This window comes from Synechococcus sp. H55.7 (genome assembly GCF_047462395.1).
Taxonomy (GTDB): domain Bacteria; phylum Cyanobacteriota; class Cyanobacteriia; order Thermostichales; family Thermostichaceae; genus Thermostichus.
Genome location: NZ_JANSJD010000001.1, coordinates 131969 through 146125, shown reverse-complemented (window position 1 = coordinate 146125; position 14157 = coordinate 131969). Strand labels below are relative to the sequence as shown.

At 57.6% G+C, this 14157-nt stretch carries 14 protein-coding genes; 11 read left to right on the top strand and 3 right to left on the bottom strand.

What is annotated here, in order from left to right; all coding sequences use genetic code 11:
• Nucleotides 1-18: 18 nt before the first annotated feature.
• The 9 genes from rplM (at nucleotide 19) to NW851_RS00635 (ending at nucleotide 8712) form a co-directional block, all read left to right on the top strand.
• Nucleotides 19-474, top strand: a complete 456-nt coding sequence (gene rplM / locus NW851_RS00675) for a 50S ribosomal protein L13 (RefSeq protein WP_414334840.1) — start codon at nucleotides 19-21, stop codon at nucleotides 472-474.
• The gene (rpsI, locus tag NW851_RS00670; RefSeq protein WP_414334841.1) at nucleotides 471-884 is read left to right on the top strand and encodes a 30S ribosomal protein S9; all 414 of its coding nucleotides are present in this window, start codon (nucleotides 471-473) and stop codon (nucleotides 882-884) included. The genes rplM and rpsI overlap by 4 nt, the downstream gene beginning before the upstream one ends.
• Before the next feature lie 77 nt (nucleotides 885-961).
• Nucleotides 962-1186, top strand: coding sequence for a 50S ribosomal protein L31 (rpmE, locus tag NW851_RS00665; protein WP_414334842.1), 225 nt, complete (start codon nucleotides 962-964; stop codon nucleotides 1184-1186).
• Between the two features lie 64 nt (nucleotides 1187-1250).
• A complete protein-coding gene (prfA, locus tag NW851_RS00660; protein WP_414334843.1) occupies nucleotides 1251-2333 on the top strand; it encodes a peptide chain release factor 1 in 1083 nt (360 codons plus the stop codon).
• 79 nt (nucleotides 2334-2412) lie between these two features.
• A complete protein-coding gene (acnB, locus tag NW851_RS00655; RefSeq protein WP_414336558.1) occupies nucleotides 2413-5046 on the top strand; it encodes a bifunctional aconitate hydratase 2/2-methylisocitrate dehydratase in 2634 nt (877 codons plus the stop codon).
• A gap of 54 nt (nucleotides 5047-5100) precedes the next feature.
• Complete coding sequence (locus NW851_RS00650; RefSeq protein ID WP_414334845.1) at nucleotides 5101-5394, top strand: PepSY domain-containing protein; 294 nt, start codon at nucleotides 5101-5103, stop codon at nucleotides 5392-5394.
• Between the two features lie 179 nt (nucleotides 5395-5573).
• Nucleotides 5574-6014: an Hsp20/alpha crystallin family protein gene (locus tag NW851_RS00645; protein ID WP_414334846.1), complete on the top strand. Its 441-nt coding sequence runs from the start codon at nucleotides 5574-5576 to the stop codon at nucleotides 6012-6014.
• Nucleotides 6015-6260: 246 nt separating this feature from the next.
• Nucleotides 6261-7382 (top strand): ABC transporter ATP-binding protein, encoded by a 1122-nt coding sequence (locus NW851_RS00640; RefSeq protein ID WP_414336555.1) that lies wholly within the window; start codon nucleotides 6261-6263, stop codon nucleotides 7380-7382.
• 61 nt (nucleotides 7383-7443) lie between these two features.
• Nucleotides 7444-8712, top strand: coding sequence for a class I SAM-dependent methyltransferase (locus NW851_RS00635; protein ID WP_414336044.1), 1269 nt, complete (start codon nucleotides 7444-7446; stop codon nucleotides 8710-8712).
• 124 nt (nucleotides 8713-8836) lie between these two features.
• On the opposite strand, the gene NW851_RS00630 is transcribed toward NW851_RS00635, so the two are convergent.
• Together NW851_RS00630 and NW851_RS00625 are read right to left on the bottom strand one after the other, a co-directional pair.
• Nucleotides 8837-9682 carry a hypothetical protein gene (locus tag NW851_RS00630; protein WP_414336554.1) on the bottom strand — a complete coding sequence of 282 codons (846 nt, stop codon included), beginning with the start codon at nucleotides 9680-9682 and terminating at the stop codon, nucleotides 8837-8839.
• A gap of 18 nt (nucleotides 9683-9700) precedes the next feature.
• Entirely contained in the window at nucleotides 9701-10288 is a 588-nt protein-coding gene (locus tag NW851_RS00625) for a hypothetical protein (protein WP_414336553.1), read from the bottom strand.
• A gap of 401 nt (nucleotides 10289-10689) precedes the next feature.
• Here NW851_RS00625 and NW851_RS00620 point away from each other — a divergent pair, with 401 nt between their 5' ends.
• Together NW851_RS00620 and NW851_RS00615 are read left to right on the top strand one after the other, a co-directional pair.
• The gene (locus NW851_RS00620; protein ID WP_414336551.1) at nucleotides 10690-12210 is read left to right on the top strand and encodes an FkbM family methyltransferase; all 1521 of its coding nucleotides are present in this window, start codon (nucleotides 10690-10692) and stop codon (nucleotides 12208-12210) included.
• On the top strand, nucleotides 12207-13316 hold the full coding sequence (locus NW851_RS00615) for a hypothetical protein (RefSeq protein ID WP_414336550.1): 1110 nt from the start codon (nucleotides 12207-12209) through the stop codon (nucleotides 13314-13316). Before NW851_RS00620 ends, NW851_RS00615 begins: the two co-directional genes overlap by 4 nt.
• Here the strand turns inward: NW851_RS00615 and NW851_RS00610 are convergent.
• A complete protein-coding gene (locus tag NW851_RS00610; protein ID WP_414336548.1) occupies nucleotides 13313-14152 on the bottom strand; it encodes an FkbM family methyltransferase in 840 nt (279 codons plus the stop codon). The genes NW851_RS00615 and NW851_RS00610 overlap by 4 nt on opposite strands.
• Nucleotides 14153-14157: the final 5 nt, after the last annotated feature.

Genomic DNA, 14157 nt, shown 5'->3' with positions numbered 1-14157 from the left:
CTGTCCTCCTTAGCTGCCATGAACAAAACTCCCCTTCCCACTCCCGAAACTGCGGCGCCCCGCTGGTACCTGGTGGATGCTGCCGACCAGCGGCTGGGGCGCCTGGCCGCGGCCGTGGCCACCCTCTTGCGGGGTAAGCACAAGCCCGACTTCACCCCCCATCTGGATACGGGGGACTATGTAATCGTGATCAATGCCGAAAAAGTGGTGGTCACCGGCAAAAAGCGCACCCAAAAGCTTTACCATCGCCACTCTGGCCGCCCTGGCGGCATGAAAGTCGAGACCTTTGCCCAACTGCAAGCTCGCCTGCCGGAGCGGGTGGTGGAAAAGGCGGTCAAGGGGATGTTGCCCCACACCCGTTTGGGCCGGCGGCAATTTACCAAGCTGAAGGTGTACGCCGGCCCCCACCACCCCCACGAGGCCCAGCAGCCGCAGGTGTATCCTGTTCACACGATCCCAGGAGCCAAAGCATGACGCAAGCAGCCAGCAGCCATCGAGCCGTTTATTGGGGAACCGGGCGCCGCAAAACCGCTGTTGCCCGCGTGCGCTTGGTGCCCGGCACCGGCAAGATCCTCATCAACGACAGGCCGGGAGACCAGTATCTGCAGTATCAAGAAGCGCTATTGGCCAACGTAAAAGCGCCGCTGGAGATCCTTGGTTTGGAGAACGCCTACGACATCCTGGTGCGAGCCCATGGGGGCGGCGTCCACGGCCAGGCCGATGCCATCAAGTTGGGGGTGGCACGCGCCCTCTGCGAGGTGGATCCGGCCAATCGCGGCCCCTTGAAGGTAGAGGGCTACCTAAAACGGGATCCGCGCGCCGTGGAACGGAAGAAATACGGCCTGCGCAAGGCCCGCAAGGCTCCCCAGTACTCGAAGCGCTAGGGATCCCCGCCATTGCTTTTTCAAGGTCGATGTTGGTAGACAAGGGTATAGAAACAAGCCCAGAGGAGGAGATTGCCATGCCCAAAAAAGGAATACACCCACAGTGGTATCCCGAAGCCAAAGTCATCTGCAACGGCGAAGTGGTGATGACGGTGGGATCCACCCAGCCGGAGCTGAAGGTCGACGTTTGGTCCGGCAACCATCCCTTTTTCACCGGCAGCCAGAAGATCATCGACAGCGAAGGACGGGTGGAGAAGTTCATGCGCAAGTACGGCATGGGCGGCAGCAAGAAAGCCAAGTAGCCGAGTTTCTGCACCAAGGTTCCCCATTTGGGCCCTGCTTAGACTTCTCGGTGAGGCTAGACCCATGGCTTCTGCTCAACTGATCGAGCAGCTTAAGAACGTCGAGGCCACTTTTCAGGAGCTGACGGTGCGCCTGGCCGATCCTGATGTGGCGACGGATCCGGCGGAGCTGCAGCGGATCGCCAAGGCCCGCTCCTCCCTGGAAGCCACCGTGCAGGCTTTTCACGATTGGCAGAAGCTGACTCGCGACCTGAAGCAGACGGAAGAGCTGCTGCGCGAGGCGGCCTCCGATCCGGAGCTGGAGGCGATGGCCAGGTCGGAACTCGAGCAACTGCGCGCCCGCCAAGAGCAACTGGAGCAACAGCTCACCCTGCTGCTGCTGCCCCGGGATCCCAACGACGAAAAAAACATCATGTTGGAGATCCGCGCCGGCACCGGGGGCGAGGAAGCGGCGCTGTGGGCGGCTGATTTGGCCCGCATGTACACCCGCTACGCCGAGAAGATGGGTTGGTCGGTGCGCCTGGCCAGCCTCTCGGAAGGAGAGATGGGGGGCTACAAAGAGGCCATCCTGGAAATCCGCGGCGACCAGGTCTATAGCAAGCTGAAGTTTGAGGCCGGCGTGCACCGGGTGCAGCGGGTGCCCGTGACAGAGGCGCAGGGGCGCGTCCACACCTCGACGGCCACGGTGGCGGTGATGCCGGAGGTGGACGAGGTGGAGGTGGTGATCGACCCCAAGGACATCGAGATCAAGACGGCGCGCTCCGGCGGGGCGGGCGGCCAAAACGTGAACAAGGTGGAAACGGCGGTGGATCTCCTCCACAAGCCCACCGGCATCCGCGTCTTCTGCACCGAGGAGCGATCCCAGTTGCAAAACCGGCAGCGGGCGATGCAGATTTTGCGGGCCAAGCTCTACGAGATGAAGCTGCAGGAGCAACAGGCCTCCATCAGCTCCGCCCGTCGCATGCAGGTGGGAACGGGATCCCGCTCGGAAAAAATTCGCACCTACAACTACAAGGACAACCGCGTCACCGACCACCGCCTCAACCAGAACTTCCTGCTCGAGCCGATTTTGGAAGGGGAGCTGGACGAGTTAATCCAAGCTTGTATCGGCCTATACCAAAAAGAGCTGCTGGCGGAGCTATCCTAAGCGCTGCTGGGATCCCTTCCTGCTGCCGACCTGGCGGTAGAATAAATACCCATGTCGAGTGACCCGAGGAATCCTCCCCATGCTGGCCGAGTACCGCCAACATGTTGCTGCCCGCGCGGATCAAGGGATCCCGCCGCTGCCCTTGAGCGCTGCCCAGACCAGCCAGGTGTGCGAGCTGCTCAAGGATCCCCCTGCCGGCGAGGAAGCTTTTTTGTTGCATCTGCTCGCAGAGCGGGTGCCGCCGGGGGTGGATGAGGCGGCCTATGTGAAGGCGGGCTTTTTGGCGGCTGTGGCCAAGGAAGAAGCGCGCTCACCTCTGATTACCCCCCTGCGGGCGGTGGAGCTCTTGGGGACGATGCTGGGGGGCTATAACGTCCAGGTGCTGCTGGAGCTGCTGCAAGATGAACGACCGGAGATTGCCGCCGCGGCGGCCCGCGCCCTCAGCCACACGCTGCTGGTTTTCGATGCCTTCCACGACGTGCTGGAACTCAGCCAGGCCGGCAACGCCCGCGCCCGGCAGGTGCTGCAGTCCTGGGCTGAAGGAGAGTGGTTCACTGCCAGGCCGCCCCTGGCCGAGGCCATCACCGTAACGGTGTTCAAAATTGCCGGCGAGATCAACACCGACGACCTCTCCCCCGCCGCCCACGCCACCACCCGCCCAGACATCCCCCTGCACGCCCAGAGCATGCTGGAGTCGCGCGCGCCGGGATCCCTGGCTGCTATTGCCGAGCTGAAGCGCCGCGGCTATCCCGTGGCCTTTGTGGGGGATGTGGTGGGCACGGGATCTTCCCGCAAGTCCGCCCTCAACTCCCTGCTCTGGCACATTGGCCACGACATTCCTTATGTGCCCAACAAGCGGGCCGGCGGGGTGATTCTGGGAGGCACGATCGCGCCTATCTTCTTCAACACCGCCGAAGATGCCGGCGCCCTGCCCATCCAGTGCGAGGTCTCACGGCTGGAGACGGGCATGGTGGTCACCATCTATCCCTACGAAGGCGTCATCCGCTCTGAGGATGGCCAAGTCCTCTCCACCTTTTCCCTGCGGCCTGTGACCCTGCCGGACGAGGTGCGGGCGGGGGGCCGCATCCCCCTCTTGATTGGCCGGGCCCTCACCGACAAAACCCGCCAGGCCCTGGGGCTGGATCCCTCTCCCCTATTTATCCGTCCCACCCCGCCCGCCGACACCGGCAAAGGCTATACCCTGGCCCAGAAAATTGTCGGCAAAGCCTGTGGGCTGCCGGGGGTGCGCCCGGGCACCAGTTGTGAGCCGCTGATCACCACGGTGGGATCCCAGGACACCACCGGCCCCATGACCCGCGACGAGCTGAAGGAGCTGGCCTGCCTGGGGTTTAGTGCCGACCTGGTGCTGCAGAGCTTCTGCCACACCGCCGCCTATCCCAAGCCGGTGGACATCCAGATCCATAAAGAGCTGCCCGACTTTTTTGCCTCGCGGGGGGGCGTTGTCCTGCGGCCCGGCGACGGCATCATCCACTCCTGGCTCAACCGCATGCTGCTGCCGGATACCGTCGGCACCGGGGGCGACTCCCACACCCGCTTCCCCCTGGGCATCTCCTTCCCGGCGGGATCGGGGCTGGTGGCCTTTGCTGCTGCTATGGGGGTGATGCCCCTCAATATGCCGGAGTCGGTGCTGGTGCGCTTCCGGGGGGAATTGCAACCCGGGATCACCCTGCGGGACATCGTCCACGCCATCCCCTACGTGGCCATCCAGCGGGGGCTGCTCACCGTCGAGAAGCAGGGCAAGAAAAACGTCTTTGCCGGGCGAATTATGGAGATCGAGGGCCTGCCCCATCTCAAGGTGGAGCAAGCCTTCGAGTTTACCGACGCCTCGGCAGAGCGCAACTGCGCCGGCTGCACCATCAAGCTAAGCGTCGAGACGGTCGCCGAGTACCTGCGCTCCAACGTGGTGCTGCTGAAAAACATGATCGCCCGCGGCTATCAGGATGCGAGAACTCTGCTGCGGCGCATCGCCAAGATGGAAGCCTGGCTGGCCAACCCCACCCTGATGGAGGCGGATCCCGACGCCGAATACGCTGCCGTGATCGAGATTGATCTCAGCAGCATCACCGAGCCGATCGTCTGTGCCCCCAACGATCCCGACAAGGTGATGACTCTAAGCGAAGTCCACGCCCAGCACGCGGCAGGCAACCCCGACACACCCATCCAAATTGACGAGGTGTTCATCGGCTCCTGCATGACCAACATTGGCCACTACCGGGCTGCCGCCAAGATCTTGGAAGGGCAAGGTCGGGCCAAGGTACGCCAATTTTGGATCTGCCCACCCACCCGCATGGACGAGGCGCAACTGCGCGCCGAAGGGGTGTACGGCACCTTTGCCGCTGTCGGCGCGAGGACGGAAATGCCGGGCTGCAGCTTGTGCATGGGCAACCAGGCCCGCGTGGCAGATGGGGCCACCGTCATGTCCACCTCCACCCGCAACTTCAACAACCGCATGGGCAAGGACGCGCGGGTCTATCTGGGATCCGCCGAGCTGGCGGCTGCCTGCGCCCTCCTGGGGCGGATCCCTACCCCTGAGGAATACCGGGAGATCGTGGCCACCAAGATCCAGCCCTTTGCCGGCGAGCTGTACCGCTACCTCAACTTCCACGAGATCCCCGGCTTTGAGGACGAAGGGCGGATCATCCCCCGCGAGCAAATGCCCAAGCTGGAGGAAGTCCTCGGGATCCGTTCCTAAAGGGGCCACCCTGATACCATGGCAGCATGGTTTGCTAGCCTTGGAGAAATCCTGATGGCCCTGTCCAGAAAACTCACCCGCCAGATCCACCGCGCCCTCGCTCCCATCCTGGCCCTGCCCTTGGTGGTGACGGTGGTGACGGGATCCCTCTACCAAATTGCCCGCCTCAACGACAACTTGGACTACTACTGGCTAATCCAAATCCACAAAGGGCAGTGGGGGCCGCTGGATCTGCAGGCCATCTACCCCTTCTTAAACGGCCTGGGGCTGTTGGTGATGGTGGCTACCGGCCTGAGTTTATGGTTGCAAACGAGATCCCATCGCCCGCCCCAGCGCAGCGATTCCTGAGAGCTTTCTCCTGATTCTTGGGTGAGAAAATACCCCAACCGATTTCCAGAAAACTCGACCTCTGGAGCCAGCCAGAAAGCTTATTTTAATGTACAGAGGCTAGGCTAAAGCCTTGTGAGTAAAGCTTAAAGAGAAGCTAACCAAAAGTTAACCAAAATCTGATCAGGAGGTGGATAGATATGGCTCTGGTTCGCTGGGATCCCTTTCGGGAAATTGACGAAATTCAACGGGAAATGAACCGGATGTTTGACCGGCTGATGACCCGTCCCGCCGAGACCGATGCCTTTGCCTTCGTGCCGGCGGTGGAAATGCACGACGATCCAGAGACCATTACCCTCAAGCTGGAGCTGCCCGGCTTGAACCCCAACGATCTGGACATCCAAGCGACGGCGGAAGCGGTCTCCATCAGCGGTGAGCGGCGCTTTGAAAAACGCTCCGAAGACAAAGGCGTAACCCGCACCGAGTTCCGCTACGGGCGCTTCCAACGGGTGATCCCGCTGCCCAACCGGATCAAGCACGATCAGGTGAAAGCGGAATACAAAGATGGCATCCTCACCCTGACTCTGCCCAAAGCGGACTCTGAAAAAGCCCAAGTGGTCAAAGTGAACGTTGTCTCCTAATTGCCTGAGACAAGCGCCACTTTCGGCTTAAGCAAAATCCAGATCCCAGAGGGTAGGCCATGAGCCTACCTTTTTTGCTTTTTGGCTTGTCCATCCTCAACTCCCCTCTCCCTGAGGGAGAGGGGCTGGGGGTGAGGGCTGGGAGAGGGGCCGGGGGTGAGGGAATACTCCCTCCCAGGGATCCGATTTGACCTCTGCCCCTGGGGTTGGATAAGGTTGAGGGCGAAGTGGCTGGGGAGCGAGAGCATGGCCAGCGTGACCTACGAACACGTTACCAAGCGCTACGGCGACACCACGGCCGTCCACGATCTGAACATCGCCATCGAAGATGGGGAATTTCTCGTCTTCGTCGGCCCCTCCGGCTGTGGCAAGACCACCTCCTTGCGCATGCTGGCCGGCCTGGAAGAGGTGAGCACCGGCTCCATCTACATCGGCGACCGCCGCGTGAACGACGTTCCCCCCAAGGATCGGGACATCGCCATGGTCTTCCAGTCCTACGCCCTCTACCCCCACATGACCGTGGCCGAGAACATGGCCTTTGGCCTTAAGCTGCGCGGCCTGCCCAAAGCAGAGATCGAAAGCCGCGTCCGGGGGGTGGCCAAGCGGCTGGGGATCGAACACCTGCTCCACCGCAAGCCCAAGGAACTTTCCGGTGGACAGCGGCAGCGGGTTGCCGTCGGGCGGGCCATTGTGCGCAACCCGGCGGTGTTTTTGATGGATGAGCCCCTCTCCAACCTCGACGCCAAGCTGCGGGTGCAGGCGCGGGCCGAGATCAGCAAGTTGCACATGCAACTGGGCACCACCTTCATCTACGTCACCCACGACCAGGTGGAAGCCATGACCATGGGCAACCGCATCGCCGTCATGAAGGATGGCCGCCTGCAGCAGGTGGATACTCCCCAGGCCCTCTACAGCCGCCCCGCCAACCTGTTTGTGGCCGGCTTCATCGGCAGCCCTTCCATGAACTTCTTCTCAGCCAAGCTGCGGGAGCAAGAGGGCACCCTCTGGGTGGATAGCGGCGCCTTCCGTGTGCCCATCCCCCCCCACCAGGCGGATTCCTATCGGCCCCGCGCCGGCCAGCCGGTCATCTTCGGCATCCGCCCGGAAAACATCCACGATCCCCAGTACCAACCCCCAGGGATCCAACCCGCCCGCGTGCGCGCCAAAGTCTCGGTCGCCGAGCTGATGGGCCACGAGGTCATCCTCCACCTCAGCACCACCGACGCCGAAGGGATCCTCCCCGAGCAGGAGTTTGTGGCCCGCGTGGATCCCCGTACCCAGCTTCGCGTCAACCAATGGGCAGAAGTGGTCTTTGACATGGATCACTTCCACCTCTTTGACCCGCAAACCGAGGAGCGGCTGGAATAAACAAGAGGCGCTGTCAAGCTAAAGATTGGCTACCATAGGCTCCAGAGAAAAAAGGATCCCTATGCCGGAGCAATCTGCCTCGAAGTTGGTGCAGGCGCAGTTCGATGAATTTCCCTATCCCAACGTCCCCATCGAGCAGACGGTTACGGATACCTTTGCCCTGTTTGCCAACAGCTACACCACCGCCTGCTACGTGCGAGATCGCAAGGTGGTCAAGCCCGAAGGCAAAGTGATGCTCAACGCCGGCTGCGGCTCCGGCTGGGAAACCCTGGTTCTGGCCACGGCCAACCCAGGTGCCTCTTTGGTCGGGGTGGATATCTCGCCGAAATCGCTGGAGATGGCCCGGCAGCGCTTCGAGTTCCACCAGATCCCAGATGTGCGCTTTGAAGTAGCAGACATCACCGACATGGGAGCGCTAGGGGAGCAGTTTGATTTCATCGCCTGCAACGACGTGCTCTACCTGCTGGAAGATCCGGTGGCCGGACTCAAAGGCATGCGCCAGGTGCTCAAACCCGAGGGCATTATCCGCACCAACGTCCACAGCCTCTATCAGCGGCAGTTTATTTTCAACATGCAGGATGCCATGGAGCTGCTGGGGGTGATGGACGAGCCGGCTGCCAAAGCTGTTCCCATTCTCCGAGAGCTGATGGATGCCCTCCATGAAGGCAGCTTCGTCAAAAGCCACTGGCAGGGAGACGCCATCAAAACCACCAACGGGATCCTGGCCAACTTTCTGCTGCGCAGCGACAAAGGCTTTACGGTGCCCCAGGTGTTCGAGATGCTGCGCCAGGCCGGGCTGGAGTTCATTAGCATGGTGAACTGGCAGCAGTGGAAGCTGGAGCGAGTCCTCACCAAGCCGGTTCCCTACGCCCTGCGCCACCTTAAAAAGCTCAGCCAAGAGGAGCTGCTGCACTTTATCGAGCTGATTTTTCCCAACCTGACCCGGCTGATTGATTTTTGGTGTGGCCACCCTCGCCCCGCTCCACCAGCCCCTTTTACCCTGGAAGAATGGCGAAACGGCTCCGTGCAGGCCCATCCTCTGCTGCTGCGTCTCAACGCCAAGGTTGCCTTCGAGAATGCCATCCGCGACAACGGCCCGGTCAACATCAACGGCTGGCCGGGATCCGAAGGCAACATTGTCATCGATCCCTTCTCGGTACGCTGGCTGATTGATGTTTTTGGGGAAGAGCCTGTGCCCGTACAGGCGCTGGCGGCCAAGGCCCTAGATCTCATGGACTGGACCCCCGAAGAGGCCTTTAACCAAGTGGTGGCCAACCTCAAGTTCCTGGAAGAGCGGCTGGTGGTGCTGCTGCACTCGCCCCTGCGCTAAGTTCAGGGATCCCGCGTCAGCTCCCCTCCCACCCACGATGGAACACTACCCCCCTCTCCCTGAGGGAGAGGGGCCGGGGGTGAGGGCGATCCCTCAGGGAGAGGGGCCGGGGGTGAGGGATCCCTCAGGGAGAGGGGCTGGGGATCTGCAGCACCCGGATGCGCTCGGCCCGAATCGCCGCCGGGATCCGCCCTTCGGCGTCGGCATTGACGGCAAAACGCACCTTGCCCTCCATCTCCACCTCGTCCCCTGGGCGCAGCTCCAGCCAACTGGCGGGGCGGCCAAGGCGGATGACCTGGACATCTTCCGCAGGAACCACCGAGACCCAGGTGCCGGCGTAGCGCTGCAGGTTGGGGCTGACCTCGTCCAAATTGACCCCGATCCAGCCTTCCTCGCGGTTGAGGAGCCGCACCGTTCCTGTCAGTCGAAAAGGTTGCGCTTCTTCTGCTAGCTGGATCGGCTCGTAGAGAACTCTCGTGTTTAGAGGCTGCAGACGGGCCAGCTCCACCCGCCATCCCTGGGCCTGGCGGTAGAGAGTAACTTCCATCGCCGCCCGCAGACGCCCGTCCGGCAGCGGCTCGTAGAAACCCAACTGGGAGCGAAAAGGGCGAAACCGCGGATCCTCCCGATCCGGCTCGGTTAAGAATTGCTGCAGCTCCGCGGCGGTGAACTGGAAGTACAAAGTGGGCACCACTGCCTCCGGCCTCAGGATTGCGTCTACCTGAAAGATGGCCGTGTTGCCCACCTCCTGGATAGGAGTGAGGGTGAACTCCTCTGCCGAGGGCCAGGAGCGATCCAGGGCGCCCGGCGGGATCCCCCTCAGCAGCCGCGGGGTGAGCAGCGCTTCTGCCGTGGCAAAATCCCGAGCGTTGGCCGCCTGCACAAAGGCTTGCAGCGTCTCTTTGGCCGTTTGCGTCTGCCCGCAGCCATTGAGCAAAACCAGGGCCAGCAAGAACCAAGCTTTCTTCAACACCTTTCCCCCGCCACTTCACTGCTGATTTTCGGCAGGTTGCTCAGTTTCTGCCGGAGAGGGAGAGGGCTCAGGGTTCTCCGGCTGGGATCCCTCTGCGGGCGGCTTATCCGGTTGCCACACCTCGATTCGCCAGCCGCCCTCCTGTCGGTAAAGGGTGATCTTGAGGCGGGAAGTCACCGTGTCTCCCTCCAGGCGCAGGCCCACCAATTGCGGGGCCAACTGCTGATAGGTGGGATCGGCAAGATCCGGCTCGGTCAGGTACTTGCGCAAAGTCAAGGGATCCAGCCCCAGGCGCTGCGCCGCCTCTTCCAGAGAGGACTCGCCCTCCACCCACACGTAGGCCGTCTTGCCGCTCACCTCTTGGTTGCGCACCTGCACATTCTCTCCCGCTGCCCCCCAAATCGAAGGCAGGGATCCCGGCCTGAGGGCATTGCTGAAGCGCTCGGTCAGGTAGCCGTCGGCGGTGCCCCAATCCCCCTTTTCGGTGGCAGCGATAAAGGTGCTCACCACCTGGTCGGGGGTTTGCGCTGGTGTGGCCTGCGTACAGGCGATCGTGCTACCCAAGCTGAGAAGAAGAGTACAGGTGCTGATGTGACGTAGCATAGGAACAACCTTGTTTAAGATGCGCTGTCTCGAGACAAACCTCGGCAGACGTTGGCTCGAAAGTTGAGAACAATAGCAGATGCAGATTGGGCCTGGAAGCTTAAGAGATGTAACAGGTAGATGGAGTCTGCCGTACTTGCGTCAGGCCTGCCTGAGGTAACTGTCCAATTCAAAATGACGATCTCCGAAAATCAGAACTATGATACCATTCCAGGAAGCAGTGACAACAAACGTACAGCTTTGATGCTATGGTTAACCGGCAGCCTCTCGTGACACTACCCTCCATGGCTGCTGCTTGTGTAGAGTTATGCACTGAGTCTACTGCTCAGCAATATGCAAAAGGCTACGTCAGCTAGGATAAATCGGTAGGTCATAATACAAGTTTAAGCTTAGGTAAGGAAATGGCAGTCCCATTGTCTGAATCAGGCTCAACCTGGAATGCTCGCGGGATCAGTCAAGCCCGTGTAGCAGAAACGGCTCCTACTGCAAAGGAAAGAAGAAACGCTTGGTCAGTATCACTCTACTACTGGGATCAAGGGATCAGTACTGAGCCAAATCATCTGCCCTGCTTATTGAATAGACTCCATGCACTTTGGGTTCTAGGTGTCTCATTTACTTTTTTAGAAGAAGCACTTAAACTCTTGAACCAGTTAGAGTTAAACCCAGAGAGATGGAAAGATATTCCCCCTCCAAACATAGAAGGTTATGAGTTGGCATGGAAAGTTGATTCCCCTGACTTTGAGCCACTTGATCCGGATCTACCATCTATAGATCAGTACCTGTATTACTTAGCTCGCTGGATAGCAGAAAGAATAGGGCTGCCTTACCAAACACAAGTAATTCCTTTTTGGCGCATTGCTGCCTCAATTCACCCCAAAGATCTAAGAGCTAAAGCAATCCTAGGCCTTGGTCTATCTAAAAACCTGCAGATCGAAGGTATAAGGCATCTGAGGCAAATTCAGGCTATGACGGCCACACAAACAGCCAAAAGATGGGCTCAAGCCTGTTATCAAACTTCTGTAAGCTTTCTTCAAAGAAAGATGGGTGAATCAAACTCGATAAATTTGAGAAGCAAAAGAGAATTTGTTGATATATGCTACGAGGGTTACACAATGAGGCTAGAAGATAGTTTAAACTCACTAGTTACTCATTGTTATCTGGCCCAAGGAAGATGGTTTGAGTCAGGGATAGACTTTGTTAGGTCCTACCTGAAGCCGGGAATGATGTTTATAGATGTAGGGGCAAATGTAGGCTTATACACTCTTGTTGCTGCCCAGGCCGTAGGAACCAAAGGCAAAGTAATTGCGTTTGAGCCAACTCAATCTTGTGTGGAAATATTAAAACACAATGTCAGCGTTAATAGATTATCGCAAGTTACGATAAACCCATATGCAGTGGGTAGCGAGTCAGGGCAGACATATTTTCTAGAAACAGACGATAGTGTGTACAATAGAGTGGTAACTAACCTTTCAGGAGTAGTCCACCCTGTAAAGATCATCCGGCAAATTACGCTAGATGATTGGTGGCGCTCTTACAGAAAGCCTTTGGTCGATATGGTCAAGATAGATGTAGTTGTAGATCCCTTAGGTGTTATACAGGGAGGTCGAGAACTTATAAAAAGCTGTCTCCCACTCATTCAGCTAGAAGCAAAAGATGGTGGGGGATTTGTGTCGAGGGAAACATCCTCTTACCTGTCAGATCTGGGGTACACTTTTTTTGCATACAACTCCACCTTGAACGAATTATCGAGAGCTCGGGAACAAGCTCGCAGCCTCTCTGCGACAAACTTAATTGCAGTTCCCGAAGCGCGCTACGCTAGTCTTATAGAGGACGGCGTCCTCCAGAAAGACCTATCTCCATCTAAGAAGCTTGATTCAAGCCTGTTGTCTTTACTTAAAGATTTGCTCGAGGAAAGCCAATGATTGTTGTTGATGGTGTTGCTTTGCAGAGTAACTTAGAAACCCCACCGTCTATTATAACCTTTTGGCAAAATGTTGTAGGTGAATGGTTAAAGCTTGGCCACAGTCGAGACTTTGTGGTACTGGTGAGAGAAAGCCAACGTATTGCTCTTCCAGGCGATACAGTCATAGCGGTGATTCCTGACTATAGTTACGAAGACGCTGAATCCGATCACGTAGGTCTGCAGAGCGCCTGTGACCAGCTTAAGTCAACGCTCTTTATCTCAACTTTGTACACATATCCTCTTAGAACACCTAGTGTGGCAATGATTTATAGTGTGGATGAAAGCCAAGAGTTTCTGTCAAACTTGGCAGCTCAAGAGAAACATAACTCCATTTTGAATGCATCGGCATTTATATGTCCGTCTGAGTGGGTGGCATCAAACTTGATGGCAAAATATCCTGGTATTTCTAAAGAAGATATTGAAGTTATCTACCCAGGCTTGCATGGTGACCTAGGGCCATCTCCTCCTCTAAAGCTACGGAAGTTTCGAGAAGAGCGAGATCTGACTCGTCCCTACATCATTTACAGGGCGGGAGCAGGGGAACGAAGAAAGATAGCCTTCCGCGCTATCCTAGATAGCCTGAGCGAGATAGCTTCCGGGCAAGTTCCGGAAGTTGTTTACCTATCAGTTGATGGAAGTAGGACTGACTCACCTTTGGAATCTTTCGTGGACCTATCTAAACCAATTCGAGCTCGAATCCACAACCTCAAACTTTCGCCTGACGAGTTACCGCTACTCTATACAGGAGCTACGGGGTTACTTGAGGTTGAACCCGAGCTTGGAATGGGCAATTATGTTCTCGAGGCGATGCGATGTGGCTGTCCAGTTATCATTCTCAGAGAATCTCAAAGAAAAGTGGAACATGCCAATGCGCCTGAACCGTGGATTGAGATACCTCTGGAGCCACATGCCATATCGCAGGCAATCGATCAATTGAGAGATACAAAGTATAGAAGTTCTGTACTCTCGCAAGGGTTGATCTACACAAAAAACATGACGTGGGAAGAAGCGGCCAAGCGAATGTGGTCTTTCCTTGACCTGAAGGCGAAAAACATAACATCTTAAAGCTTCGAAAGGTAAATATCATAGAATGAGGTGCCCTCTATCTCGTCGTGAATTTTGAGCACATGAGAGCATAAGTCGTATGAGCGATAGGCCTCGTGAAGAATTACGGCAAGTGCTAGCCGCTTTCTGGAGGGAAGCTCTCCCACTCGCATAAAGTCTTTGGCATAGATAAAGTCAGTCCAGGAGGCTTGGGTGCACAAAGAAGTCAGATTCTTGGGAAAGGACTTCATAACTGGGCAGGCAATCCCAGTAAGGCTATGGATAAGAAAGCCATGCTTCCTCAGAGCAATATCTATGTCGGAAAACAAGGGCTGGCCAATGTAGTGGGGGACAAACAGGACCTCAGTTTGAACCACTACAATGCTCTCGCTGAGGAGACGAGCGGCGCCGTGGATAATGCTAAGCTCACTTCCTTGAGTATCCATGACAAGCCAGTCTGCATCTGAAGCCTCTTCCAGGTCATCGAGGCGAACCGTCTTGACTTTTTCCTCTGAGACGACTTGGTAAAGCTCAGCTAGATCGTGGAACCTCTCCAGCAGTTGATGGTTGGGCTGGAACAGAGATGAGGTCATCCCGGTGTTGGTTAGATAAAGAGTCGATTCAGAGCCATCGCCAACAGCCATAGGAAGGTATAAAACATTAGAGCTGCTAAAACTTTTCTCTTTTAACCGCTCGTATGCTTCTCGATCGGGCTCAAATGCAACTAAGTCTCCAAAGCCCTTGTGAATCATTTCAGTATAGATCTCAGGAGTCCCAAGATCAGATGCTCCTGCAGCAATTACTTTAATGCGAGGCATTGAGGTTCCCAAGACAGAGGCTATAGATAGCTCAGACATGACTT